This window comes from Frateuria sp. GZRR33 (assembly GCF_051900425.1).
Lineage (GTDB): Bacteria > Pseudomonadota > Gammaproteobacteria > Xanthomonadales > Rhodanobacteraceae > Frateuria_A.
In genome coordinates, this window is the sequence record NZ_JBHZGK010000003.1 from 225,916 (window position 1) to 249,777 (window position 23,862).

Genomic DNA, 23,862 nt, shown 5'->3' on the forward strand with positions numbered 1-23,862 from the left:
TCTATAAAACCTGTCGGGGGAATCCTTGCCAACGTGTAGGGGTTCATATGCATGCAAGGTTCTTGATGGCTCGCGCACTGATGTTCGCGGGCCTGGGATGCTGCGGCCTGCCGGCCGTGTGGGCCGCCACGGCGCTGCCCGACCACCAGGAATTCGAGGCGTCGCTACAGGTGCCGTTCCAGGCGACCGCCGGACGGCCCGTGGCGCTGCACTTCGCCTATCCGGGCGCTGCGCCCGGCACGCCGGTCGCCTGGGAGGTCGCGCTGCTCGACCGCGACGGTCGTGTGCTGCGCGCGTGGGAAGGACACAGCACGCTGCACGCACGCACTGCCACGGCCCGCCTGCGCTGGGACGGCAAGGACAGCCACGGCGAAGCCCTGCCGGCCGGCTACTACACGGTGCGCCTGCGCGCGATCGCGCTGGACGAGGCCAACATCCGCCAGCTGGGTACCGGCCTGCCTGGCCACGCGCTGGCCCTGGCCGTCGATCGCGCGCCCGGGCGCATCGAGGAACAGCGCTACGACATCCAGGTCGGTAACGTGGCGCCCGCACGCGTGCCGGCCTTCCGCGCGCTGCCGCGCCATGGCGACACGCTGCAGGCGCAATCGGTGAGTGCCGGCTCGCTGCCCTACACGATCTACTACGGCAACCTGCACAGCCAGACCAACCACAGCGACGGCGGTGGCGACCTGGGCACCTGCGACAGCGAGCAGGCGCCGCAGAGCAGCGCCTACGGTCCGGCCGACGCCTACCAGTACGCGATGAACCGCGGGCTGGACATGCTCATGACTTCCGAACACAACCACATGTTCGACGGTTCCACCGGCACCAACACCTCGGCCGATCCGGCCACCGCGAAAAACCTGTTTGCCTCCGGCCTGCAGGCGGCCTCCGCGTTCCGTGCCGCGCACCCGAACTTCCTCGCCGTGTACGGCCAGGAGTGGGGCGTGATCAGCAATGGCGGCCACATGAACATCATCAACGCCGACGGCCTGATCGAGTGGGAGAAGAACAGTGCCGGCCAGGTGATCGGCGACTACTACATCGCCAAGGGCGACTACGCGTCGCTGTACACGCTGATGCGCCAGCACGGCTGGATCGGGCAGTTCAACCATCCCGCGTCCAGCGGCCAGTTCGTGGTCAACGGCACCAACTTCGGCTACACCGCCGACGGCGACGCGGTGATGGTGCTGGCCGAGGTGCTCAACAGCTCGGCCTTCTCGGCCAACACCAGCGAGACCGAAACCTCGCGGCCGAACTACGAGACCGCCTTCAACACCATCCTCGAGCGCGGTTACCACGTGGCGCCCAGCTCGGACCAGGACAACCACTGCGCCAACTGGGGCGCGAGCTACACCAACCGCACCGGCGTGCTGATCCCCAGTGGCACCGCGCTCAGCCTGGCCAGCTTCCTCGACGCGCTGCGCGCGCGCCGCGTGTTCGCGACCGAGGACAAGAGCGACCAGATCGTGCTCACCGCCAACGGGCACGTCATGGGCGAGCGCTTCAGCAACTCAGGCCCGCTCACGCTCACCGTCAACTACGCCAGCACGTCCGGCGACAGCGTGCAGCGCGTGCAGGTGTTCCAGGGCGTGCCTGGCAGCAACGGCACCGTGACGTCGTTGTCCGAAACCGCGACCACCACGATCACGCCGACCGCGGGCGAGCACTTCTACTACGCCAAGATCACGCAGGCCGACGGCAACCGATTGTGGTCCGCGCCGGTCTGGGTGAGCCAGGGCAGCGGCGGGGGTAGCGGCGATACCACGCCGCCGACGGTCAGTGCCTCGGAAAGCGGCAGCGCCGGTACGATCACGCTCGCCGCGACGGCCAGCGACAACGTCGGCGTCAGTCGGGTGGAGTTCTACGTCGACGGCGCGCTCAAGGCCACCGACAGCAGCTCGCCCTACCAGGCCAGCCTCGACTCCACCACGCTCGCCGACGGCTCGCATACGCTCGTCGCCAGGGCCTACGACGCGGCCGGCAACGTCGGCAGCAGCACCGGCGTGGGCTTCAGCGTCGCCAATGGGAGCGGCGGCGGTAGCAGCCAGTTGCTGAGCAACGGCGGCTTCGAGAGCGGCGTCACCGCCTGGACGCAGACCAGCGGCGTGATCACCAGCGACAGCAGCGAGGCAGCCCACGCGGGCAGCTGGAAGGCGTGGCTGGACGGCTACGGCAGCAGCCACACCGACTACGTGCGGCAGCAGGTAAGCATCCCCTCGACCGTGAGCAGCGCCACGCTGGACTTCTACCTGCACATCGACAGCGCCGAAGGCACCGGCAACGCCTACGACACGCTGCAGGTGCAGGTGATCACCTCCACCGGCAAGTACATCACGCTGGCCACCTACTCCAACAAGGACGCCGCCGGCGGTTACCAGCACCACACCCTCAGCCTGAACGGCTACAAGGGCCAGACGGTGCAGGTGAACTTCTACGGTGTCGAGGACGGCAGCCTGCAGACCTCGTTCGTGGTGGACGACGTGGCGGTCAAGGTGCAGTGATCTGCTGCGGTGATGAAAACCCATCCCCACCCCGGCCCTGAGCTTGAAGGAAAGCGCGAAAATCGGGGCATCGCGCCTTCAGGCCCTTCCCTTCAAGGGGAGGGTCCGGGTGGGGATGGGTGCCCCGTCACCGTGCGAGCGGCATACCGCCGCGCCAGCATCGCACAAACCATCAACTGCACCTGGTGGAAAATCATCAACGGCAGCAGCAAGGCGCCCAGCCCGCCGGCCTGTGAGGCGAACAGGACCTTCGCCATTGGCACGCCGCTGGCCAGGCTCTTCTTGGAGCCGCAGAACACCAGCGTGATGCGGTCGGCGCGGGCGAAGCCGAACAGCCGCCCGGCCATGCCGGTGCAAAGCAGTGCCAGCGCCAGCAACAGCGCGCCGATGCCGAGCGTGGCCAGCAGGGCCAGCGGTGCGGTGGCACGCCACAGGCCCTCGACCACCGCCTCGCCAAACGCGGCGTAGACCACCAGCAGGATCGTGCCGCGGTCGGTGAAGCCCAGCAGCGGCCGATGCCGGTCGACCCAGCCCCCGATCCACGGCCGCAGCAGATGGCCAACGGCGAACGGCAGCAGCAACAGCTTGACGATCCCCCACACGCCTGCGGCGCCGGGCGCGTGTCCGCCGTGCGTGGCCAGCAACAGCTCGACCAGCAGCGGCGTCAGCACGATTCCGATCAGGCTCGACAGCGACGCGCTCACCACCGCGGCCGGCACGTTGCCGCCGGCGATCGAAGTGAACGCGATCGAGGACTGCACCGTGGACGGCAGCGTGCAGACGAACAGCATGCCCAGCGCCAGCGGCGGGGGCAGCAGCGCGCGTGACAGTGGACCGAGCAGCCAGCCCAGCAGCGGAAACAGCACGAAGGTGCTGGCGAACACCGCCAGGTGCAGCCGCCAGTGCGTCACGCCGCGCACGATGGCCTCGCGCGAAAGCTTCGCGCCGTGCAGGAAGAACAGCAGCATGATTGCGGCGTCGGTGGTGTTGTCCAGCCACACGGCCGCCTCGCCTCGGCACGGCAGCACCGTGGCCAGCGCGACAGCGGCGAGCAGGGCTAGGGTGAAACCGTCGGGCAGCAGGCGGCGCAGCGGAAGAGGTGGCATGGGGTGCGGCAGCGGAAACGAGCACAGCTGCGGAGTGTAGCGGGGGTGCGTCAGTCGCCCCTGCCGCACTGCATCCGACGACGATGGCGCCACCACAGCACCGGTCCGGCAACCACCAGCACCGCGGCGACGATCCAGATGCCGTGCTGCCCGCGCCCGATCCACGTGGTCAGCCACTCCCGGTTGTTGGCGCCGAAGTAACCGAGGTAGACCCACACCGGCACGCTGATCAGCGCGGCCAGCCCGTCGAGCAGGAAGAAGCGCAGGAACGAGACGCGGTGCGTGGCGCCCGCAGTCACGTACACCGCCGTGCGCATGCCGGGCAGGAAGCGCGCGAGGAACAGCAACCGGTTGCCGTAGCGGGCGAATTTTTCCTGCACCCTGCAGTAGCGCTCGGGCGTGAGCAGGCGCGCCACCAGCGGCCACTGCATGATGCGCGCGCCATGCCGGTGGCCGAGCAGGAACATCGCCGCGTCGCCGGCCAGCACGCCGACCAGCGAGACCAGCGCCATCACGTGCACGTTGGCAAAGCCCAGGCCGGCGATCACGCCGCCGGCGACCAGCGTGATGTCTTCGGGCAACGGCGCGCCGGCGCCGCACAGCAGCAACGCGCCGAACACCGCGAGGTAGCCGCTGTCGGCAAACAGCAGGATCAGCCGTTCAAGCAGCGGCATCAGTGCTCCCGGCAGGCGCGCGTGCGCAATGGACCTGGCGCACGCGCCGGCAGACGAACGGCATCGATCAGCCCTGCGTCCGGGCCGGGCGGCGGGCCGCCAGCAGTTCGCGTAGTTCGGCCTTCTCCGCGCTGGTCAGCGTGCCGTCGCGATGCCGGGCGGTGAGTGCCTCGCGGCGAAGCGTGGTGGCCTGTTCGTCCATGCGCGCCAACGCGCCGAGAAATTCCTCGCGCTGGGTTTCCGGCTCGCCCACCACCATCGCGGCCATCAGCTTCTGCAGCGAGAGGTACTCGGGCCGCTCGGCGAAGTGTTCGACCAGCATCGCCGGGTTGATGCCTGGCCGCGCGCGGCACAGGTCGATCAACTCGGCCAGCAGCCCCACGCCCGGCTTGTCCAGGCGCAGGAACCGGTAGGGCGCCTCGACCAGGTCGGCCAGCCCCGGCTGCGCCAGCAGCAGCGCAATGGCGCTGCGCACCAGCGAGCGCTGCACGGCCACCGGACGCTGCACCGCGCGGCGCGCGGCCGGCTCGGCCGGGACGTTGGCGCGGGCGCCGGTGCGCTTTTCCAGCTCCTGCGCCATCAGGTCGCGGAAGGCGCCGTCGGGGAGTTTGGCGATCAGCGGCCGCGCGCGCTCGGCCAGCCGCGCGCGGCCGTCGAGGCTGGCGGTGTCGACGTCGTGCGAGAGTTCGCCGAAGAAGTAGTCCGACAGCGGCGTGGCCTCCTTCAGGCGCTTCTCGAAGCCTTCCTTGCCTTCCTTGCGCACCAGCGAATCCGGATCCTCGCCGTCGGGCAGGAACAGGAAGTACGCCTGGCGGCCGTCGCGCAGCCGCGGCAGCGCGGCGTCGAGCGCCTTCCAGGCGGCGGCGCGGCCGGCGCGGTCGCCGTCGAAGCAGAACACCACGTCGGGCGCGGCACGGAACAGCACCTCGGTGTGCTCGGGCGTGGTCGCGGTGCCCAGCGTGGCCACCGCGATCGGCAGGCCCGCCTGATGCAGCGCGATCACGTCCATGTAGCCCTCGACCACCACGATCCGCGCGAGCTGGCTGTTGGCCTGCTTGACCTGCCACAGCGCGAACAGCTCGCGGCCCTTGTGGAACAGCGGCGTCTCGGGCGAGTTGAGGTACTTCGGGCCCGTGCTCTGTTGAGAAGTGCGGGCATGGATGCCCGCTTCTTGATCTTCGCGCGCGGGAGGCGCGCTGGAAATAATGCGTCCGCCGAAGGCGATCACGCGGCCGCGGCGGTCGAGGATCGGAAACATCAGCCGCTCGCGGAAGCGGTCGTAGCGATGGCCGCGCTCGCCGGTGGCGACCATGCCCGCTTCGGTCAGCAGTTGCATGCGCCGGTCATTGCCGCCGAGCGCCTTGATCAGGCCGTCGTAGCCGGCCGGCGCCCAGCCGAGGCGGAAGCGCGCGATGGTTTCGGCGTCCAGTCCGCGCCTGCGGCAGTAGGCCTGCGCTTCGGCGTTCCTGGGCAGCTCGCCCTCGTACCAGCGCGCGGCGCTGTCGAGCAGCCCGTAGAGGTCGGTCTTGTCCTCGCGCGGCGCCGCCTCGCGCCCGCCCTCGCGCGGCACGGTCAGGCCGACGGCCTGGGCCAGCTCCTCCACGGCGTCCGGGAACTCCAGCCGCTCGTAGTCCATCAGGAACTTCACCGCGCTGCCGTGCGCGCCGCAGCCGAAGCAGTGGAAGAACTGCTTGGCCGGACTGACGTAGAACGAGGGCGAGCGCTCGTTGTGGAACGGACAACAGGCGGTCCATTCGCGCCCGGCTTTCTTCAACGGCACGCGCCGCTCGATCACGTCGACGATGTCGACGCGGGCAAGCAGCTCGTCGATGAAACTGTCAGGAATACGGCCGCGCATAGACGGCCTAGTCTAGGGCTTGCGCGCGCGCTGCGGGGCGCCTGCGACGCCATGTAGGCGACGGCAGGGCGGGCTGGCCCACCACCCGCGTCGCGGCGCCGGTGGGCCCGAGGCCACCCTGCGTGCGCTACAGGATGTGGAACACTCCGATCACCGCCAGCAGGGCGATGATGAACAGGATCACGAAGATCACGAACAGCACCTTGGCGATCGTCGCCGCGATGCCGGAGATCCCGCCGAAACCGAGCCAGCCGGCGATCAGCGAGATGATGGCGAAGATGATGGCCCACTTGAGCATGCGGCTTCTCCCTCGCCGCGCGGCCGGAGGCGGGGGCCTCCGATCAGGCGACGCCGCGCTGTTGTAGGCGATGGGGCGTGAAGGGTGCGCATCAGCTCGCTGTGCGGGGCGTGACGCGAACTTGCTTCCTCTCCTCTCGGGGGCTGCGATCTTGCTCCCTCTCCCTCCGGGGAGAGGGCTGGGGTGAGGGGCCACTCTCGCGGCGGAGCAGGTCGGAGCGCGGCTTTGGCTGGGTTTCCTGCGAGCCCCGGCCCCTCACCTCAATCCTCTCCCCGGAGGGGAGAGGAAGGGCGGCTCAGCCGCCTAGCCGCGCCTTGATCCGCGCGGACACCTGCGCCATGTCGGCGCGCCCGGCGGCCTGCTGCTTGACCACGCCGACCACCTTGCCCATGTCGCGCGGCGAGCTGGCGCCGGTCTGCGTGATGGCGGTGTCGATAAGGGCGTCGACCTCGGCCTCGGAGAGCTTGGCCGGCAGATAGGCCTCGATCACCACCATCTCGGCGCGCTCGACGTCAGCCAGGTCCACGCGACCGGCGGCATCGTACTGCACGATCGAGTCGCGCCGCTGCTTGAGCATCTTCTCCAGCACGGCAAGCGTCTGCGTCTCGTCCAGCTCGATGCGCTCGTCCACCTCGCGCTGCTTGATCGCGGCCAGGATCAGGCGGATCACGGCCAGCCGATCCTTCTCGCCGCCGCGCATGGCGGCCTTCATGTCGTCGGTGATGCGCTGCTTGAGGCTCATGGGCTTGTCTCCGGAAACGCGAAAGGCCGGTGTCGCCTATGGGCAACACCGGCCTCGGGATGTCTTGCCACCGTGCCGCGCGCTACGCAGCGGCAGCGGGAATCAATACATCCGGGTCTTGCGCGAAACGTCGCGCGAGAGGCGGCGCAGGTGGCGCTTCACCGCGGCGGCACGCTTGCGCTTGCGCTCCTGGGTCGGCTTCTCGTAGAACTCGCGCTTGCGGGTTTCGGCGAGGACGCCGGCCTTTTCGCAGGTACGCTTGAAGCGGCGCAGGGCAAGCTCGAACGGCTCGTTCTCGCGGACTTTGACGCTGGGCATGAAAACTCCGAGTGGTAAACTGGCCCGCCAACCTGGCGCGCCTGTGGAATAGGGCGAGCCGCGAATTATAGCGTGGACAAAAAAGAAATTTCAAACCCGCCTGTCAAGCCCGTTCTCGGCGTGGAAACCTCCTGCGACGAGACCGGCGTGGCGCTGCTGCGCTGGACGCCCGGGGCGCCGGGCGAGGGCCTGCTGGCGCACACGCTGTACAGCCAGATCAAGCTGCACGCGGACTACGGCGGCGTGGTCCCCGAACTGGCCAGCCGCGACCACGTGCGCAAGCTGCTGCCGCTGGTGCGCGAGGCGCTCGCGCAGGCGGGGATGACCCCGGCCGACCTCGGCGGCGTGGCCTACACCGCCGGGCCCGGGCTGGTCGGCGCGCTGCTGGTTGGCGCGGCGGCGGCGCGGGCGATGGCCTGGGCGCTGGACGTGCCGGCGATCGGCGTGCACCACATGGAAGGCCACCTGCTGGCGCCGCTGCTGGAGCCCGATCCCCCCGCGCCGCCGTTCGTGGCGCTGCTGGTGTCCGGCGGCCATTCGATGCTGGTCGAGGTGCGCGCGATCGGGCAGTACCGCCTGCTTGGCGACACGCTAGACGATGCCGCCGGCGAAGCGTTCGACAAGACCGCCAAGCTGATGGGCCTGCCGTACCCGGGCGGCCCGGCGCTGGCGAAGCTGGCCGAGCAGGGGCGGCCGGGCGTGTTCCGCTTCTCCCGCCCGATGACCGACCGGCCCGGGCTGGATTTCAGCTTCTCGGGCCTGAAGACCCAGGTGCTGCTGGCCTGGAAGCAGTCCGACCAGTCCGAACAGACTCGCGCCGACGTGGCCCGCGGCTTCGAGGAAGCCATCGTGGACACGCTGGTGATCAAGTGCCGTCGCGCGCTGGAGGCCACCGGTACCCATCGGCTGGTGATCGCCGGCGGCGTCGGCGCCAACAAGCGCCTGCGCGAGACGCTGGCGGCCGCCGGCGAAAAGGACGGTTTCCGGACCTACTTCCCGCGGCTGCAGTTCTGCACCGACAACGGCGCCATGATCGCGCTGGCCGGGGCGATCCGGCTGGCCGCCGGCCAGGGCCAGGACGAAGCCGTGCGCGTATCGCCCCGCTGGGACCTCGAAAGCCTGCAACCGGTGTAGGAGCGCACCCGTGCGCGACCGCCATGCGCGGCCTCCCGCGACGGCGGTACCGCGGGTCGCGCGCGGGTCGCCTGGCCACATGTCCTAAACTGACGCGATGGATATCGTTTTCATCGAAGACCTGCGCATCGACGCGGTGATCGGCATCTACGACTGGGAGCGGCGCGTGCGCCAGACGCTCGCGTTCGACATCGAGATGGCGTTCGACAACACCGTGCCGGCCGCCAGCGACGACATCGCGCACACGCTCAACTACAAGGACGTCTCCAAGCGGCTGATCGATTACGTCGGCAGCTCCAGCTTCGGCCTGGTCGAGACGCTGGCCGAGCGTTGCGCGGCGATCATCCGCGATGAATTCGGCGTGGCCTGGGTGCGCCTGAAACTGTCCAAGCCCGGCGCCGTGCGCGGCGCGAAATCGGTCGGCGTGCGCATCGAGCGCGGCATCCGCCCGCAGTAAACCCACCGGCGGCGCCCGCGCTGGCGCCGTCCGCCACGGCGTGGCTTGCCGCGCGCGACCGGCCCCGAAAGGAGACCGCATGCCTTCCCTGTCCGAACTGATCGACCGTCCCTGGATGCGCACCCTGCTGGGCGTGCTGGCCGTGCTGTTGCTGGCGTGGCTGGCCGGCGAGCTGTGCCGGCGCCTGCTGCTGCGGCTGGTGCGCGGCCTGGCCAGGCGCACCGCGTGGCATTGGGACGATGCGCTGCTGCAGCACGGTGCCTTTCGCTGGCTGGCACGGCTGGTGCCGCCGCTCGCGCTTTCCTATGGCATCGCGCTGGTACCCGGTGTACCCGACGCGGCCGAGGCCGCGGTGGCCAAGGCCATGCTGGCGCTGGTGGTGCTGTGCGTGGTGATGGCGCTCAACGCCGCGCTGTCGGCCGCCGAGGACGTTTACCGGCAGACGCCCGCCGGGCAGCAACGCTCGATCAAGGGCGCGGTGCAGCTGACCAAGCTGGGCCTGTGCCTGGTCGGCGCGCTGGTGGTGATCGCGGCGGTGACCGGCAAGCAGGTGGGCCTGCTGCTGTCGGGCCTGGGCGCGATGTCCGCGGTGCTGATGCTGATCTTCAAGGACACCATCCTGGGCTTCGTCGCCGGGGTGCAGCTGTCGTCCAACGACCTGCTGCGGGTAGGCGACTGGATCGAGATGCCACAGCTCCATGCCGATGGCGACGTCATCGACATCGCCCTGCACACGATCAAGGTGCGCAACTGGGACAACACCGTCACCAGCATCCCGAGCTGGCGGCTGATGTCCGAGCCCTACAAGAACTGGCGCGGGATGCAGGAGACCGGCGGACGGCGGATCAAGCGCGCGCTGCACATCGACGCGGCGAGCGTGCATTTCCTGGACGAGGCGCAGCTCGCGCGGCTGGCCCGGCTGCGCCTTCTGGCCGATTACCTGCCGGCGAAGTCGCGTGATGTGGCGCAGTGGAACCAGGCGCTGGGCGAGGCCGCCGCGCTGCCGGCCAACCGTCGCCGGCTGACCAACCTGGGCACCTTCCGTGCCTACGTGCAGGCCTATCTGGACACCCATCCGCGCATCCACCATGGCCTGAGCTGCATGGTGCGTCAGCTCGACAGCGGCGCGCAGGGCATCCCGCTGGAGCTGTACTGCTTCACCGCCACGACGGCATGGGCCGAGTACGAAGGCATCCAGGCGGACATCTTCGAGCACCTGTTCGCGCTGCTGCCCGAGTTCGGCCTGGCGCTCTACCAGCACCCCTCCGGCCAGGACGTGCGCACGGTGCTGGCATCGCCCGTGCGTGCCCGCGCGCTGGCCGGGGCCTGAGCGATGGGACGCGCCTATCTGAGCCTGGGCTCCAACCTCGAACCGGAGCGCCACCTGCGCGCGGCGCTGGACGAGCTGCGTGCGCGCTTCGGCGCGATCGACGTGTCGCCGGCCTACCGCAGCCGCGCGGTCGGGTTCGAGGGCAGCGATTTCATCAACCTCGCGGTGGCGCTGGAGACCGAGCTGGAACCCGAAGCGCTGAACGACTGGCTGCATGCGCTGGAAGACCGCCACGGCCGCCGCCGCGACGTGCCCCGCTATTCGGACCGCACACTGGACGTGGACATCGTGCTCTACGACCAGCGCGTGCTCGACGGTCCCGGGCACCTGCAGATCCCGCGCCAGGAACTGCGCCACGCCTTCGTGCTCAAACCCCTGGCCGACATCGCGCCTGACCTGCGCCATCCGCTGGACGGGCGCAGTATGGCGCAGTTGTGGGCCGACTTTCCGCACGACCGCGAACCGCTGGAACTGGTGACGCCGCAGGCAATTCCTGGATCGGCCAGACGCCCGTAGGAGCGCACCCTGTGCGCGACCGTGCAGCCGGTCCCGCGCTGCATCGCGGTCGCGCACAGGGCGCGCTCCTGCAGGGCGTCGCAAATGCGTCGGACACTGTCGTTACCGCGGAGCGGGTGCTAGAAAGGCGCCCGGTATTCACGGATCGATGGGGGGAATCGCATGGCCGGCAAGTTCGCGCGCAGTTGGGGACTGATGAAGGCGAGTGCCGCGGTGCTGCGGTCGGACAAGGCGTTGCTGGCCTTTCCGCTGCTGTCCGGGTTGTGTTCGCTGGTGGTGGCGGCGAGCTTCCTCGTGCCGGTGGCGCTGGCGGCGATCGCCAGCGACGGCCGCACGCTCGATCGCGAGCACTGGTCCGCGGCCACCTGGCTGCTGATGTTCGGCTTCTACCTGGTGCAGTACTTCGTCATCGTGTTCTTCAACACCGCGCTGGCCGGTTGCGCGCTGCGTCACCTGCGCGGCGAGCCGACCAGCCTGTCCGACGGCCTCGCCCTGGCCGGCTCGCGCTGGGCCAGCATCCTGGGCTATGCGTTGATCGCCGCCACGGTGGGCCTGTTCCTGCGCGCGCTGCAGGAGCGGTTGGGCCTGGTCGGCCGGCTGGTCGCCGGTCTGCTCGGCCTGGCCTGGACCGTGGCGACGTTCCTGGTGGTGCCGGTGCTGGCGAGCCAGGGCGCGGGGCCGGTCGATGCGGTCAAGCGCAGCGTGGACCTGCTCAAGCGCACCTGGGGCGAGAACCTGATCGGCAACGTGGGCCTGGGCGCGGCGTTCGGGTTGATGACGTTCCTGGCCCTGCTGCTGGGCGCGCTGCTGATCGGTGGCGCCTTCGCGCTGCATTCGATGCCGGCGGTCGTGGTGGCCGTGGTCGTGGTGGTTGTCGCGCTGGTGTTGCTGAGCCTGGTGCAGGCCTCGCTGCAGGGCATCTATGCGGCCGCGCTGTACCGCTATGCCGAAGACGGCGAGACCGGCGCGGGCTTCGAACCGGCCCTGCTGCAGGGCGCCTTCCGCCCGAAGCAGTAGGGCCTACACCGACAGCGTGCGTCCGCCGTCGACGCGGATCACCTGTCCGGTGACGAACGGCGCGTCGCGCAGCAGCCACAGCACGGCGGAGGCGACGTCCTCCGGCGTGCCTGCACGCTGGAGCGGGGTGCGCGCGAGCATCGCGGCGCGCTCGTCGTAGTCCTTGCCTTCGGAGGGCCACAGCACCGCGCCCGGCGCCACGCCATTGACGCGCACGTCAGGTGCCATGTCCTGCGCGAGCGTGCGTGTCATGGCGGCCAGCGCGGCCTTGGCCATCACATAGATCGGATGGTCGGCCAGCGCGCGTTCGGCATAGATGTCGACCAGGTTGACGATCGCCCCGCGCGCCTCGCGCAGCGCCGGCCACGCGGCCTGGGCCAGGAAGAACGGTGCCCTGGCGTTGGAAGCGAACAACTCGTCCCACTGCGCCGGCGTCGCGCTGCCGACCGGCGTGGGGAAGAACGCCGAGGCGTTGTTGACCAGCGCATCGAGCTGCCCGAAGCGGGCCAGCACCTGGTCCACCAGCGCGGGCAGGCCGTCGACCGCGGCAAGGTCGGCCTGCAGCGCCAGCGTGCTGCCGGTACGTGCGTGCTCCAGTTCTGCCAGCAGGGCGGCGGCCTCGTCGGCCGAGTGCCGGTAGTGCAGGGCGAGGTCGTAGCCGGCGGCGTGCAGCGTGCGCGCGATGCTGGCGCCGACGCGACGGGCGCCGCCGGTGACCAGCGCAACGGGACGGGGATGCTGGGGGCTCATGGGGCGAGCTTGCCGCAAAGCGCGCGGGGCGTCACGGTGACGGGGCGCCATCTGGCCCGACGACATCGTCCGGCTCGATCACCTCGTCCGCTACCGCGAGCGGCTCGGTGCGCACCAGGCTACCGCTGCCGAACAGCTCGATCGCCGTGCGCGCGACGCTGCGGGTGTCGTACCAGGCATAGGCACCCACGCCCGCGGCGCCGATCACCGGCAGCCAGCGCGAAACACCGGCGCCTACCGCGCGCTGCGACAGGCTCACGCCGATCCGTCTGGCCACGCGCTCGGCCACCGTGGCCGAGAGCTGGCGGAACAGCAGCCGGTCGCCCATGCGGACCACCAGGTCGCGGAACGCCTGTGCCGCGGTATGGCGGAACAGGCACCACAACATCTGCTCGCGGCCCAGGCTGGCGTGCTGGCCGAAGGCGGCCGCGATGTCGCTCACCATCTGCGCCTGGATGCGCCAGATCGCTACCAGTTCCGGCAGCACCGTGAGCCAGCCGAGCGGCCCCGGCGGCAGCGCCAGCGAGCCGGCGGTGAGCGCCGCCTTGCGCGCGGCCTGGGCGGCCAGTTCACGCGCCTTCGCCTCCGGGTGCAGGCCCCGGTGCACGTGGCTGTCGGGAATCTGGCTGGCGAAGTCGAGGATGGCCGCCGTGATGCGGTTGTGCTCGACGGGGGCGGGCACGGCGGGAACCTGGATCGGTGAATCGGCCATGGCGGCTCCTGCGGACGGGGGCGCCCAGTGTGGGCGAGTGGCCGTGAATGGTGCATGCCGCGGCGTGACTTCCGGCCCGGGGCGGACGATCACCGACAAGTTACGTTATAACATCACGCCCCAGCCTCTCCCGGAACCCGCTGATGCATCGTTCGCTGATTGCCTTGAGCCTCGCCTGCACCTTGAGCCCCGCCCTTGCCGCCGCCGCACCGGGGGATGCCACCTCCGACGACGCCAAGGCGCCGCCCGCCCCGCAGCAGGTGCGCGAGCTGGGCACGATCGACGTCAGTGCGGCGCTGGACCTGTCGCGCAACGCGCTTTCGCCCGACACCGGCTCGAGCCAGTACGTCATCGACCAGCAGGCGATCGCGCAATTGCCCCTCGGCGCGGCCACCCCGGTCAACCAGGTGCTGCTGCAGGCGCCGGGCGTGGTGCAGGACGCCTATGGCGGCCTGCACGTGCGTGGTGATCACGGCAACCTGCAATACCGCATCAACGGGGTGATCATTCCCGAGTCGATCTCCGGCTTCGGGCAGACGCTCGACGCGCGCACGATCCAGAGCATCACGCTGCTCGACGGTGCGCTGCCGGCGCAGTACGGGTTGCGCACCGCCGCGGTGGTCGACATCACCACCAGGAGCGGCCACCGGCTCGGCAACGGCGGCAGCGTGGGCGTGACGGGCGGCGCGTTCGGCACGCTCAACCCGAACGTCGCGCTGTGGGGCAGCAGCGAGCGTTGGAGCGCCTTCTTCACTGCCAATTACCTGGAGAGCGACGCCGGCATCGAGAACCCGGCCGCCACGCGCAAGCCGATCCACGACCATACCGACCAGCTCAGGAGCTTCGGCGACGTGAGCTACCTGATCGACGCGGACACGCGGCTGAGCTTCCTGTTCGGTACCGCCAACAACCACTTCGAGATTCCCGACGCACCGGGCCAGCAGCCCCAGTTCGGCTATAAGGACCGAACATCGTTCGATTCCGCCCTGCTCGATGCGGGCCAGCGGGAAGACACGCGCTTCGGCGTACTCGCGCTGCAGGGCAAGCTGGGACAGACCGGCTACCAGGTCTCCCTCGGCCAGCGCTACACCGGGGTGGCCTACACGCCCGACCGGGCCGGCGAGCTGATGTTCAACGGTGTCGCCTCGGCGGTCACCCGCAGCAACCGCGCCAGCACGTTGCAGGCGGACTTCGCGACGCCGCTGGGCAGCGCCCACACGCTGCGCTACGGCCTCTACGGCAGCTTCGAGCGTGCCGGCAGCGGCAACGACGCCTGGGTGTTCCCGGCCAACGCCGACGGCGGGCAGGCCAGCACGACGCCGATCGAGATCCTCGACGCCAGCCGGCTGACCGCGAAGACCTGGTCGGCCTATGTGCAGGACGAATGGAGCCTCGGCGAGGCCTGGACACTCAATCTGGGTTTGCGTGGCGACCGCTACCGGTTTCAGCGCACCGAGAGCCAGCTCAGCCCGCGCATCGGCCTGGTCTGGCAGCTCACCGGCGACACCGTCGTGCACGCCGGCTACGCGCGTTATTTCACACCGCCGGCGACCGAGATGATCACCAGCGAGAACATCGCCCGCTTCGACGGCACCACCAACGCCGTCCCCGACCTGGGCAACAACACGCCGCTGGCCGAGCGCTCGGACTACTTCGACCTCGGCATGCAGCAGACGCTGGGGCGATGGACCTTCGGCGCGGACGCCTACTACCGCAAGGTCGACCGCCTTCAGGACGAGGGCCAGTTCGGCTCGGCGCTGGTCTACTCGACGTTCAACCTCGCCCAGGGCCGGGTCAAGGGCCTGGAACTGACCGCCGACTACAGCGCCGGGCCGGTCTCGGCCTACTTCAACCTCGCGGCCAGCAAGGCGGTCGGCAAGGGCATCATCACCAGCCAGTACAACTTCGATCCGGACGACCTGGCCTACGTCGCCCGGCACTACATCCACCTCGACCACGACCAGACGCTGTCTGCGTCCGGCGGCGTCAGCTACGTGCTCGGCGAGCGCACGCGGGTCGGCGCGGACTACCTGTTCGGCAGCGGCCTGCGGCGCGACGGTGCGGTCCCCAACGGCGCTCACCTGCCGGCGTATTTCCAGCTCGACCTGAGCGTGGCGCACGACTTCGCCGCCGGCCGCTTCGGCGACCTGCACGCACGGCTGGCGGTGCTCAACGCGCTCGATCGCAGCTACCAGCTGCGCGACGGCAGCGGCATCGGCGTGGGCGCACCGCAGTTCGGACCGCGCCGGGGCGTCTACCTGAGCCTGCAGAAGGACTTCTGAGCGGGTCGATGACGGCAAGCGTCCGTTCCCGCAGGAGAACGCCCCCGACAGGCTCGCCACATCCCATCGGCTAACCTGTGCATCTTTTGCCCGAACCCGATGCCCATGGCTTCACGACTTCCCGATCCCGGCCCCGACGAGCGCGCGCACTCCGATCGCCTGCTGCAACTCCTGCGCGAGCAGATCGCCTCGCGCGGGCCGATGCCGTTCGCGCAGTACATGGAGCGCTGCCTGTACGCGCCGGGCCTGGGCTACTACAGCGCCGGCAAGATCAAGTTCGGCGAGGCGGGCGATTTCGTCACCGCGCCGGAGCTGGGCGGCCTGTTCGCGCATTGCGTGGCCAACGCGGTGCAGCCGGTGCTGGCGATGCTCGGCGAGCAGGCCGATTTCCTCGAGCTCGGTGGCGGCAGCGGCGCCTTCGCCGAAGCCGTGTTGCGCGCCTTCGCCGACGCCGGCACGCTGCCGCGCCGTTACCTCATCCTGGAGCCGAGCGCCGACCTGCGCGAGCGCCAGCGCGACCGGCTTGCCGCGGCGCTGCCGGCGGAACTCAACGCACGCGTGCGTTGGCTCGATCGTCCGCCGGAAGAGAGCTGGCGCGGCGTGCTGTTCGCCAACGAGGTGGTCGATGCGCTGCCGACCACGCGCTTCACGCTGCGCGCCGGCGAGGTCTACGAGGAACACGTCGCGCTCGACGGCGAAGGCCGGCTGATGCGCACCGATCGCCCGGCCGACGCGCTGGTCGCCGGCGCCGTGCGTCATCTCGAACGCGACCTGGGGCAGTCCTTCGAGGACGGCTACCGCTCCGAAGTGCTGCCGCAGCTGCCGTACTGGGTGCAGGCGGTCGCCGGCACGCTGGAGGCGGGGTTGATGCTGTTCATCGACTACGGCTACGTGCGCCGCGAGTTCTATCTGCCCGGGCGCGCTGACGGCACGCTGATGGCGCATTACCGTCACCACGCGCACGGCGATCCGCTGCACCTGCCGGGCTTGAACGACCTCACCGCCTCGGTGGACTTCACCGCGCTGGCCGAGGCCGGCAACAGCGCGGGCTTCGGCGTCGCCGCCTACCTGCCGCAGGCGCAGTTCCTGCTGGCCAGCGGGCTGCAGGCGGCCTTCGAAGAGGCCTATGCGCAGGCCGGCGACGACCTCGCCCGCCAGCGCCTGGCACAGCAGGTACGCCGGCTGACCCTGCCCGAGCAGATGGGCGAACGCTTCCAGGCGATGCTGTTCGCGCGCGGACTGCCGGCGCTGCCGCTGGCCGCCGAACTTCTCGCCGCCGACCAGGGCGGACGGCTGTGAACGCGCTGGCGCAGGACGCCGCGCCATTGCGCTGGCGGCGTGGCTGGGCCGTGCTGGGCGTGCTGCTGATGGCCGCCACGGCCGCCATCGCGCTGCTGCCGGCGACGCGTCGTCTCACCGCGATGGCACTGGCCCTGCCGGCGGGCGACAAGCTGCTGCACATGCTCGCCTTTGCCGCGCTGATGGGCTGGTGGGGCAACCTCTACCACCGGCCGCGCCCGCGCCTGGGCGTGGCCGCCGCCTGCCTGCTGTTCGGCCTGCTGATCGAGCTGGCGCAGTGGCCGCACAACCCCAGGGATGCGAGCGTGTGGGACCTGCTGGCCGACGCGCTGGGCCTGGGATTGGGCGCGCTTCTGCTGCGCACGCCGCTGGCCGGTGTGCTGGCGCGGGTCGAGGGCGTGCTTGGCCTGCAACAGACACACCGGTAGCGCAGCGGCCTTCTCCCGCGTTCGCGCGGCAACGCTCGATACGAACGCCGCTACGAGTTCAAGCCCGGCCATCCCTGCGCGTGCCGGCGCACGATCGCGGCCAGGCTCGCCACCTGTTCGGGGGAGTCGTTGAGTGCGGGGATGTAGCGCAGTTCCTGACCACCGGCTTCGAGGAAGAAGTCGCGGTTCTGCATGGCGATTTCCTCCAGCGTCTCCAGGCAGTCCACGGCAAAGCCGGGGCAGGCCACGTCCAGACGCTTGACCCCTTCGCCGGCGAGCCGGCGCACGGTGGCGTCGGTATACGGCTGCAGCCACGTTTCGCGGCCCACGCGCGACTGGAAACTCATCAGCAACTGGTTCTCGTCCAGAGCCAGCCGTGCGCGCAGCCGTGCGGCAGTGGCCTGGCACTGCGCCAGGTACGGATCGCCCAGGCGCACGTAGCGCTCGGGGATGCCGTGGAAGGAAAGCAGCAGTTTGTCGCCGCGGCCGTTGGCTTCCCACCAGCGTTCGATGCGGGTGGCCAGCGCCTCGATGTGGGTCGGATCCTCGTGGTAGTCGTTGACCAGCCGCAGCTCCGGCGGCCAGCGCAGGCGCTTTAGTGCATCGGCGACCGCATCGATCACCGAGCCGGTGGAGGTGGCCGAGTATTGCGGATACAGCGGCAGCACCAGCAGGCGGCGCACGCCGGCAGCCTGCAGCTCGGCGATCTTTCCAGCTACCGACGGCGCGCCGTAACGCATTGCCAGCGCAACGCGCAGCTGGCCGCCGAGCTCCGCCTGCAGCGCCGCGCCCAACGCCTCGCTCAGCACGCGCAGCGGCGAACCGGCCTCGGTCCAGATCTGGGCGTAGGCGTGCGCCGAGCGACGCGGGCGGATCGCCAGGATGACCTGCAGGATCGGCCACCACTTCCAGCGCGGGTAGTCGATCACGCGGCGGTCGGAGAGGAACTCGGCCAGGTAGGGCCGGAGCGCGCGCGCCGTCGGCGCCTCAGGCGTGCCCAGGTTGACCAGCAGCACGCCGGTCGTACACGCGCCTGCCTGAACGTTCCGGTCAGCGGCATGGTCAGAAGGGTCGGTATAGTGGTTGCGCTGTGGCATCGGAGGCACCGGCGGCAGGCAGGCGGTGGAGTCTGCCACAAGCCGTCCCGCCCACCGCCGGGCGCGGTGCCGCACCCCCCATCCCCTTGGAAGGAGTCACCCATGTTCAAGGCAATGCGTCGTTGCTCGCTGATCGCGCTGGCCCTGCTGCTGCCGTCGATGGCCGCACACGCCGAGGATCCGCCCCTGGTGCGCGCGCAGAACGCGGTGCGCGTGCTGCACGAGGTCATGCAGGCGCCCGACAAGGCGATCCCGAAGGACCTGCTGCAGAACGCCAGGGCCATCGCGGTGATCCCGGACATGGTCAAGGCGGGCTTCATCTTCGGCGGCCGCCGTGGCGAGGGACTGATCTCGGTGCGGACCCCGGACGGCACCTGGTCCAACCCCAGCTTCATCACCCTGACTGGCGGCAGCGTGGGCTTCCAGGCGGGCGTGTCTTCCACCGACGTGGTGCTGGTGTTCCGCACCCAGCGGGGCGTGGATTCGATCGTCAACGGCAAGTTCACCCTCGGCGCCGATGCGGCCGCGGCCGCCGGCCCGGTCGGACGCACCGCCAGTGCCGCCACCGACGCGCAGATGAAGGCGGAGATCTATTCCTACTCGCGCTCGCGCGGCCTGTTCGCCGGCGTGGCGCTGGACGGCTCGGTGCTGCGCATCGATTACGACGCCAACGAGGCCGTGTACGGTTCGGGCATCACGCCGCGGCGCATCTTCGAAGGCGGCGTCAGCAATGTGCCGGGCGCGGTCGTGGACTTCCGCGACCAGCTTGAGGAGTACACTGCGCGTTGATCCCGTTGCCGGCATACCGGTTGGCAGCACAGCGTTTTCGGCACAGTCCGTCAGAGGTTTGAAGTCATGGGTCTGGACAGTTTTTGGCATTGGATCATCCTGCTTGTCGTCGTGCTGGTGATCTTCGGCACCGGCAAGCTGGCGAAGATGGGCCCGGATCTGGGCAACGCCGTGCGTGGCTTCAAGAAGGCCATGCAGGGTGACGAGGACGAGGAGGAGGCCAAGCGCAAGGCGCAGGAACAGCTTCGCGCCGACCCGCCCGCCGCGGACGCCACCGCCAGCAAGGCGCGCGACACCAGCGAAACGAAGTAAGCGCGCGGTGGCGCGGCGATGATCGAGATCAGCTTCGGCAAGATGCTGCTGCTGGCGCTTATTGCGCTATTGGTGCTCGGCCCGGAAAAGCTGCCAGGCGCGGCGCGCACCGCCGGCGCGCTGGTGCGCCGCGTGCGCAATACCTGGGACAGCGTGCGTACCGAGGTCGAGCGCGAGCTGGAGATCGAGGAGATCAAGCGCACCGCCCGCGAGGCCGCCGCGCGTGCCGAGGCTGCGCAGGCGCAGATGAACGCCACCGCCCGCGAGGTGCGCGAGGTGGTCGGCGCGGTGGCGGCAACGCCCGCATCCCTCGCGCCGCCCGCGTCCGGAGCCGAGGCGCGGTTGGCCAGCGAGGCGGCGGACGAGACCGACGAGAGCGATGAGGCTGCCCCCGAACGCGACACGCTCACCGGCGACCTGTTCGCCGACGATCCCGGGCAAGCGCCGGTGAAGGACCCTCCGCATGGCATCGCCTGAGCCCGAGCAGATCGACCTGCAGCAAGGCCTGTTCTCGCACCTGATCGAACTGCGCTCGCGCCTGCTCAAGGCCTGCGCGATGGTGCTGATCGTGTTGCTGGCGCTGATCCCGTTCGCCAACCGGCTCTACACGCTGCTGGCCGCGCCGCTGGTGGCTCACCTGCCGCAGGGCGCGCACCTGATCGCGACCGAGGTGGCCAGTCCATTCATCACGCCGCTCAAGCTCGCCTTCTACACCGCGCTGTTCATCAGCATGCCGGTGATCCTCTACCAGCTGTGGGCGTTCGTCAGCCCCGGCCTGTACAAGCACGAGAAGCGGCTGGCGCGGCCGCTGCTGCTGGCGGCGCTGGTGTTGTTCTACGTCGGCTGCGCGTTCGCCTATTTCCTGGTGCTGCCGGCGGCGTTCCGCTTCCTCACCGCGGTGACGCCCGCGGGCGTGGAGATGATGACCGACATCACGCATTACCTGGATTTCGTGATGCTGATGTTCTTCGCCTTCGGCCTGTGCTTCGAGGTGCCGGTGGCGGTAGTGATCCTGGCTGCGGTGGGTGTGGTCGACGTGGCCAAGCTGCGCAGCATGCGCCGCTACGCGATCGTCGGTGCATTCGCGATCGCCGCGGTGATCACGCCCCCGGACATCACCTCGATGATCATGCTGGCGGTGCCGATGTGCGTGCTCTACGAACTGGGCGTGCTGGCGGTGCGCTGGCTGGTCAAGCCGCGCGAGGCTTCCGAGTAGCGCGCGCTCTCTCCCTGCGGGAGAGGATTCGACAGCACGGCTCGCTGGATTTTCCCGCAAGCCTTGTCCCCCTCACCCCAGCCCTCTCCCCGCCGGGGAGAGGGAGTCAAGTTGCCGCACGGTTGTAATGGTGATCGGCGTGTTTCGAACGGCCCTTTCGCTCATTGCGAGGGCGGGGTGCGCCTACCTTGCGGCAGGCCACGCTTGTGGCTCCCTCTCCCCTGCGGGGAGAGGGTTGGGGTGAGGGGCCGGGGCTCGCCCGGCGGTTGCATGGAGCGGTTGCTCTTCGCGGCAAAGGCCCGGCTCGCCGCATTCCCCGCAAGCCTTGTCCCCCTCAGTCCAGGCCGCTCTCCGGAGGTGAGGGAGCAAGCCGCACGGTGGAAGCGCTACTTCACGGCGTCCACGCGATGCCCCAGCGCCAGCCCCTTGAGGATGTTCAACGCCTGCGCCAGCGTGTAGTCCTCGGTGGCGAGCTTGGCGTTATCGGCGCTGCCGTCGTTGTCGATGTCCTGGGCCGCGGTGTTCTCGTTGGCCAGGTGGTGCTTCAGATCCGCCTCGGAATTGATCGGCTCGGGCGCGCTGTCGGCAGGGTTGACGGTGAGCTCGGCCAGCGCGATGTCAGGCTTGATGCCTTCAGCCTGGATCGAGGTGCCGTTGGGCGTGTAGTAGCGGGCGGTGGTGAGCTTGACCGCGTGGTCGGCATCCAGCGGCAGCACGGTCTGCACCACGCCCTTGCCGAAGGTGCGCCGGCCCACGATCAGCGCACGATGGTTGTCCTTCAGCGCCCCGGCGACGATCTCCGCCGCCGAGGCGGTGCCGTTGTCGGCCAGCAGCACCATCGGCGCGCCTTGAAGCAGATCGCCCGGGTGCGCGTCGAACTTGAGATTGGCGTCGGCCAACCGTCCGCGCGTGCTCACGATGCCGCCTGCGTCCAGGAAGTCGTCACTGACCGCCACCGCCGAGGTGAGCAGGCCGCCGGGGTTGGAGCGCAGGTCGAGCACGGCGCCCTTGGGCTGGCCGTGCCTGGTCACGTACGCGGCGAACTTGCGCTCCAGGTCGTCGGCGGTGTCTTCCTGGAACTGGCTGATGCGGATGTAGGCGTAGCCGGGTTGCAGCTCGCGCAGCTTCACGCTGGTCACCGAGATCTGCTCGCGCACCAGGTGCATGTCGATCGGCTTGTCGCTGTTCTCGTGCAGGATCGATAGCGTGACCTTGCTGCCAGGCTCGCCACGCAGTTGCTTGAACATGTCGTCCACGTTTTCGGGGTCGACCGGCTTGCCGTTGATCTTGACGATGGTGTCGCCGGGCTTGATGCCGGCGCGCGCGGCCGGGGTGTCGTCGATGGGGGCGATGATGCGCAGCGTGCCGTCGACCTCCAGCACCTCGATGCCCAGGCCGCTGTACTGGCCGGTGGTGTCTTCGGAAAGCTGTTGCAGGCCCTGCCTGTCCAGGTATTCGCTGTGCGGGTCCAGTCCGCTCAGCATCCCGCTGATCGCGGCCTTCATCAGCGTCTTGTTGTCGACCGGCTCGACGTAGGCCTGGCGGACCACTTCGTACACGCGGCTGAAGTTGCGCACGTCGTCCAGGTCGACCGGGTCGGGCGCGCTGGCGGCCTTGGCCGGCGCCGCCGAGCTCGCGGCGCTGGCCGGCGCCTGCTGTGCATGCAGCGGCGCGAACGCCAGCGCGGCGGTCACGGCGCAGGCCAGGGCACGGGGGATCGGATGCATGCGAAGACTCCTGGGTATCCGGCGGATTTCGACCGCGCGGCAGCGTGGTCGTTCCAAAGTTAGCCTGCGGTGCGCCGCAGGGGGCGTCAACGGCGCTTGGCCAGCCAGCCGCGCGGGTCGACCGGCTTGTTCTTGTGACGCAGTTCGAAATACACGCCGGTGTTGAGGCCGGTGGTCGGGCTGGCGGTGCCGATCGCCTCGCCCGCCTCGACCTGGTCGCCGACGTTGTGCAGCACGCTTTCGTTGTTGCCGTACATGCTCAGCCAGCCATCGCCGTGGTTGAGGATCACCAGCAGGCCGTAACCGCGCAGGAAGGCCGCGTAGACCACCCGGCCGCGCGCCACCGCATGCACTTCGCTGCCGCCCTCGGCCTTGATCAGCACGCCGTTACCGTAGTTGACCACCGCACCGGAGGCGGGCCAGGGCAGGTTGCCCCGGATGTCCGCCTTGCCGCCGGCACGGCTGGGCGCGGCGGGGCTGGCGCGCTCGCTGCGCGCCGCCTCGCGTGCGGCCTCGTCGATCGCACGCTGCAGCTGGTCGACCAGGTGGTCCAGCGACTGCGCGTTCTGCTTCATCGCGGCCAGGCGCTGGCCCTCGTCCTTGTACTTGGCGTTGGCCTGGGCAACCAGCTTCTGCTGCGCGGCGCGCTGCGCGGTGAGCGCCTGGGCCTTGTCCGCGCGCTCGGCGCGGGTGGCGGCCAGGGCCTGTTGCTCGGCGGTGATGTCGGCCTCCAGTTGCTGCAGCCGGCCGAGCTCGTTCATCAGATCGGCCACGCGCGCGGCGCGGTCCTGCTGGAAATACTTCGAGTAGGCCAGTGCGCGGGCGATCTGCGCCAGGTCCTGGTCGCCCAGCAGCAGACGCAGGTCGGTGCCGCGGCCCAGCGTGTAGGTGGCGCGCAGCAGGTCGGCGATGGCCGCGCGCTGGCCGGCCAGGCGCTGTTCCAGGTCGCTGCGCTGCTGTTGGAGCTGTTCCAGTTCCTGTTGCTTGGCCGCCAGTGCGGCGTCGGCCTCGCGCAGCGCGCGGGCGGCCTCGGCCAGTGCGCTGGCCTGGCGCGCCAGTTCGGCGTTGGCGCTGTCGCGGCGGGCGGCGGTCTGTGCCTGCTCGCGGGCCAATGCTTCCATCTTGCTGCGCAGTTCGGCCAGTTGCTGTTTGGCCTGGGCCTGCTTGTGCAGGGAGGCATCCTGCGCGATGGCCGGCACGGCGAAGGCCAGTGCGATGGAGGTCAGCAGGCGGGCGAGGGCACGAAGGGTGGCGTGGCGCATGGGGACCGATTATCCCCGAAGCGGACACGTCGTA

General features: G+C 69.8%; 24 protein-coding genes. 13 read left to right on the forward strand and 11 right to left on the reverse strand.

Annotated elements, in window-relative coordinates:
- Positions 1–65: 65 nt before the first annotated feature.
- On the forward strand, positions 66–2,504 hold the full coding sequence (locus ACFWZU_RS05200) for a CehA/McbA family metallohydrolase (protein ID WP_439700364.1): 2,439 nt from the start codon (positions 66–68) through the stop codon (positions 2,502–2,504).
- A gap of 92 nt (positions 2,505–2,596) precedes the next feature.
- Here the strand turns inward: ACFWZU_RS05200 and ACFWZU_RS05205 are convergent, their stop codons facing one another.
- The 6 genes from ACFWZU_RS05205 to rpsU form a co-directional block, all read right to left on the reverse strand.
- Entirely contained in the window at positions 2,597–3,610 is a 1,014-nt protein-coding gene (locus tag ACFWZU_RS05205) for a bile acid:sodium symporter family protein (RefSeq protein WP_439700365.1), read from the reverse strand.
- 50 nt (positions 3,611–3,660) lie between these two features.
- Complete coding sequence (locus tag ACFWZU_RS05210; RefSeq protein ID WP_439700366.1) at positions 3,661–4,284, reverse strand: DedA family protein; 624 nt, start codon at positions 4,282–4,284, stop codon at positions 3,661–3,663.
- Positions 4,285–4,351: 67 nt separating this feature from the next.
- Positions 4,352–6,142 (reverse strand): DNA primase, encoded by a 1,791-nt coding sequence (dnaG, locus tag ACFWZU_RS05215; protein WP_439700367.1) that lies wholly within the window; start codon positions 6,140–6,142, stop codon positions 4,352–4,354.
- Between the two features lie 127 nt (positions 6,143–6,269).
- The gene (locus ACFWZU_RS05220; RefSeq protein ID WP_231321958.1) at positions 6,270–6,440 is read right to left on the reverse strand and encodes a DUF1328 domain-containing protein; all 171 of its coding nucleotides are present in this window, start codon (positions 6,438–6,440) and stop codon (positions 6,270–6,272) included.
- A 295-nt stretch (positions 6,441–6,735) separates the two neighbouring features.
- Complete coding sequence (locus ACFWZU_RS05225; protein WP_439700368.1) at positions 6,736–7,182, reverse strand: GatB/YqeY domain-containing protein; 447 nt, start codon at positions 7,180–7,182, stop codon at positions 6,736–6,738.
- Positions 7,183–7,284: 102 nt separating this feature from the next.
- Entirely contained in the window at positions 7,285–7,500 is a 216-nt protein-coding gene (rpsU, locus tag ACFWZU_RS05230; protein WP_055999514.1) for a 30S ribosomal protein S21, read from the reverse strand.
- Between the two features lie 72 nt (positions 7,501–7,572).
- On the opposite strand from rpsU, the gene tsaD reads away from it, so the two are divergent.
- From tsaD to ACFWZU_RS05255, 5 genes are all read left to right on the forward strand, one after another.
- Positions 7,573–8,634, forward strand: coding sequence for a tRNA (adenosine(37)-N6)-threonylcarbamoyltransferase complex transferase subunit TsaD (gene tsaD / locus ACFWZU_RS05235; protein ID WP_439700369.1), 1,062 nt, complete (start codon positions 7,573–7,575; stop codon positions 8,632–8,634).
- 97 nt (positions 8,635–8,731) lie between these two features.
- Entirely contained in the window at positions 8,732–9,091 is a 360-nt protein-coding gene (folB, locus tag ACFWZU_RS05240) for a dihydroneopterin aldolase (protein ID WP_439700370.1), read from the forward strand.
- 79 nt (positions 9,092–9,170) lie between these two features.
- The gene (locus ACFWZU_RS05245; RefSeq protein ID WP_439700371.1) at positions 9,171–10,421 is read left to right on the forward strand and encodes a mechanosensitive ion channel family protein; all 1,251 of its coding nucleotides are present in this window, start codon (positions 9,171–9,173) and stop codon (positions 10,419–10,421) included.
- A gap of 3 nt (positions 10,422–10,424) precedes the next feature.
- Positions 10,425–10,937: a 2-amino-4-hydroxy-6-hydroxymethyldihydropteridine diphosphokinase gene (gene folK, locus ACFWZU_RS05250; protein WP_439700372.1), complete on the forward strand. Its 513-nt coding sequence runs from the start codon at positions 10,425–10,427 to the stop codon at positions 10,935–10,937.
- 162 nt (positions 10,938–11,099) lie between these two features.
- Positions 11,100–11,954, forward strand: coding sequence for a DUF6159 family protein (locus ACFWZU_RS05255; RefSeq protein WP_439700373.1), 855 nt, complete (start codon positions 11,100–11,102; stop codon positions 11,952–11,954).
- A gap of 3 nt (positions 11,955–11,957) precedes the next feature.
- On the opposite strand, the gene ACFWZU_RS05260 is transcribed toward ACFWZU_RS05255, so the two are convergent.
- Both ACFWZU_RS05260 and ACFWZU_RS05265 read right to left on the reverse strand, forming a co-directional pair.
- Positions 11,958–12,704 carry a pteridine reductase gene (locus ACFWZU_RS05260; RefSeq protein WP_439700374.1) on the reverse strand — a complete coding sequence of 249 codons (747 nt, stop codon included), beginning with the start codon at positions 12,702–12,704 and terminating at the stop codon, positions 11,958–11,960.
- Between the two features lie 31 nt (positions 12,705–12,735).
- Positions 12,736–13,416, reverse strand: coding sequence for a hypothetical protein (locus ACFWZU_RS05265; protein ID WP_439700375.1), 681 nt, complete (start codon positions 13,414–13,416; stop codon positions 12,736–12,738).
- A gap of 143 nt (positions 13,417–13,559) precedes the next feature.
- Between ACFWZU_RS05265 and ACFWZU_RS05270 the strand changes: the two genes are divergently transcribed.
- From ACFWZU_RS05270 to ACFWZU_RS05280, 3 genes are all read left to right on the forward strand, one after another.
- Positions 13,560–15,698 carry a TonB-dependent receptor gene (locus tag ACFWZU_RS05270; protein WP_439700376.1) on the forward strand — a complete coding sequence of 713 codons (2,139 nt, stop codon included), beginning with the start codon at positions 13,560–13,562 and terminating at the stop codon, positions 15,696–15,698.
- A 105-nt stretch (positions 15,699–15,803) separates the two neighbouring features.
- Positions 15,804–16,997 carry a class I SAM-dependent methyltransferase gene (locus tag ACFWZU_RS05275; RefSeq protein WP_439700377.1) on the forward strand — a complete coding sequence of 398 codons (1,194 nt, stop codon included), beginning with the start codon at positions 15,804–15,806 and terminating at the stop codon, positions 16,995–16,997.
- Positions 16,994–17,425 (forward strand): VanZ family protein, encoded by a 432-nt coding sequence (locus ACFWZU_RS05280; protein WP_439700378.1) that lies wholly within the window; start codon positions 16,994–16,996, stop codon positions 17,423–17,425. Before ACFWZU_RS05275 ends, ACFWZU_RS05280 begins: the two co-directional genes overlap by 4 nt.
- A 50-nt stretch (positions 17,426–17,475) precedes the next feature.
- Here ACFWZU_RS05280 and hemH read toward each other — a convergent pair whose 3' ends face one another.
- Positions 17,476–18,522: a ferrochelatase gene (gene hemH / locus ACFWZU_RS05285; RefSeq protein ID WP_439700379.1), complete on the reverse strand. Its 1,047-nt coding sequence runs from the start codon at positions 18,520–18,522 to the stop codon at positions 17,476–17,478.
- Positions 18,523–18,624: 102 nt separating this feature from the next.
- On the opposite strand from hemH, the gene ACFWZU_RS05290 reads away from it, so the two are divergent.
- The 4 genes from ACFWZU_RS05290 (at position 18,625) to tatC (ending at position 20,839) form a co-directional block, all read left to right on the forward strand.
- Positions 18,625–19,311 carry a lipid-binding SYLF domain-containing protein gene (locus tag ACFWZU_RS05290; protein ID WP_439700380.1) on the forward strand — a complete coding sequence of 229 codons (687 nt, stop codon included), beginning with the start codon at positions 18,625–18,627 and terminating at the stop codon, positions 19,309–19,311.
- A 66-nt stretch (positions 19,312–19,377) separates the two neighbouring features.
- Positions 19,378–19,623, forward strand: coding sequence for a twin-arginine translocase TatA/TatE family subunit (tatA, locus tag ACFWZU_RS05295; RefSeq protein WP_439700381.1), 246 nt, complete (start codon positions 19,378–19,380; stop codon positions 19,621–19,623).
- An 18-nt stretch (positions 19,624–19,641) separates the two neighbouring features.
- Positions 19,642–20,100, forward strand: coding sequence for a Sec-independent protein translocase protein TatB (gene tatB / locus ACFWZU_RS05300; protein WP_439700382.1), 459 nt, complete (start codon positions 19,642–19,644; stop codon positions 20,098–20,100).
- A complete protein-coding gene (tatC, locus tag ACFWZU_RS05305) occupies positions 20,087–20,839 on the forward strand; it encodes a twin-arginine translocase subunit TatC (protein ID WP_439700383.1) in 753 nt (250 codons plus the stop codon). Before tatB ends, tatC begins: the two co-directional genes overlap by 14 nt.
- Positions 20,840–21,225: 386 nt before the next feature.
- Here tatC and ACFWZU_RS05310 read toward each other — a convergent pair whose 3' ends face one another.
- Positions 21,226–22,566, reverse strand: a complete 1,341-nt coding sequence (locus tag ACFWZU_RS05310; protein WP_439700384.1) for a S41 family peptidase — start codon at positions 22,564–22,566, stop codon at positions 21,226–21,228.
- An 86-nt stretch (positions 22,567–22,652) separates the two neighbouring features.
- A complete protein-coding gene (locus ACFWZU_RS05315) occupies positions 22,653–23,828 on the reverse strand; it encodes a murein hydrolase activator EnvC family protein (RefSeq protein WP_439700385.1) in 1,176 nt (391 codons plus the stop codon).
- Between the last annotated feature and the right edge of the window lie 34 nt (positions 23,829–23,862).

Coding starts and splice junctions, on each gene's coding strand:
- ACFWZU_RS05200 (WP_439700364.1), top strand. CDS start 66: ATGGCTCGCGCACTGATGTTCGCGGGCCTGGGATGCTGCGGCCTGCCG.
- ACFWZU_RS05205 (WP_439700365.1), bottom strand. CDS start 3,610: ATGCCACCTCTTCCGCTGCGCCGCCTGCTGCCCGACGGTTTCACCCTA.
- ACFWZU_RS05210 (WP_439700366.1), bottom strand. CDS start 4,284: ATGCCGCTGCTTGAACGGCTGATCCTGCTGTTTGCCGACAGCGGCTAC.
- dnaG (WP_439700367.1), bottom strand. CDS start 6,142: ATGCGCGGCCGTATTCCTGACAGTTTCATCGACGAGCTGCTTGCCCGC.
- ACFWZU_RS05220 (WP_231321958.1), bottom strand. CDS start 6,440: ATGCTCAAGTGGGCCATCATCTTCGCCATCATCTCGCTGATCGCCGGC.
- ACFWZU_RS05225 (WP_439700368.1), bottom strand. CDS start 7,182: ATGAGCCTCAAGCAGCGCATCACCGACGACATGAAGGCCGCCATGCGC.
- rpsU (WP_055999514.1), bottom strand. CDS start 7,500: ATGCCCAGCGTCAAAGTCCGCGAGAACGAGCCGTTCGAGCTTGCCCTG.
- folB (WP_439700370.1), top strand. CDS start 8,732: ATGGATATCGTTTTCATCGAAGACCTGCGCATCGACGCGGTGATCGGC.
- ACFWZU_RS05245 (WP_439700371.1), top strand. CDS start 9,171: ATGCCTTCCCTGTCCGAACTGATCGACCGTCCCTGGATGCGCACCCTG.
- folK (WP_439700372.1), top strand. CDS start 10,425: ATGGGACGCGCCTATCTGAGCCTGGGCTCCAACCTCGAACCGGAGCGC.
- ACFWZU_RS05255 (WP_439700373.1), top strand. CDS start 11,100: ATGGCCGGCAAGTTCGCGCGCAGTTGGGGACTGATGAAGGCGAGTGCC.
- ACFWZU_RS05260 (WP_439700374.1), bottom strand. CDS start 12,704: ATGAGCCCCCAGCATCCCCGTCCCGTTGCGCTGGTCACCGGCGGCGCC.
- ACFWZU_RS05265 (WP_439700375.1), bottom strand. CDS start 13,416: ATGGCCGATTCACCGATCCAGGTTCCCGCCGTGCCCGCCCCCGTCGAG.
- ACFWZU_RS05270 (WP_439700376.1), top strand. CDS start 13,560: ATGCATCGTTCGCTGATTGCCTTGAGCCTCGCCTGCACCTTGAGCCCC.
- ACFWZU_RS05275 (WP_439700377.1), top strand. CDS start 15,804: ATGGCTTCACGACTTCCCGATCCCGGCCCCGACGAGCGCGCGCACTCC.
- hemH (WP_439700379.1), bottom strand. CDS start 18,522: ATGCCACAGCGCAACCACTATACCGACCCTTCTGACCATGCCGCTGAC.
- ACFWZU_RS05290 (WP_439700380.1), top strand. CDS start 18,625: ATGTTCAAGGCAATGCGTCGTTGCTCGCTGATCGCGCTGGCCCTGCTG.
- tatA (WP_439700381.1), top strand. CDS start 19,378: ATGGGTCTGGACAGTTTTTGGCATTGGATCATCCTGCTTGTCGTCGTG.
- tatB (WP_439700382.1), top strand. CDS start 19,642: ATGATCGAGATCAGCTTCGGCAAGATGCTGCTGCTGGCGCTTATTGCG.
- tatC (WP_439700383.1), top strand. CDS start 20,087: ATGGCATCGCCTGAGCCCGAGCAGATCGACCTGCAGCAAGGCCTGTTC.
- ACFWZU_RS05310 (WP_439700384.1), bottom strand. CDS start 22,566: ATGCATCCGATCCCCCGTGCCCTGGCCTGCGCCGTGACCGCCGCGCTG.
- ACFWZU_RS05315 (WP_439700385.1), bottom strand. CDS start 23,828: ATGCGCCACGCCACCCTTCGTGCCCTCGCCCGCCTGCTGACCTCCATC.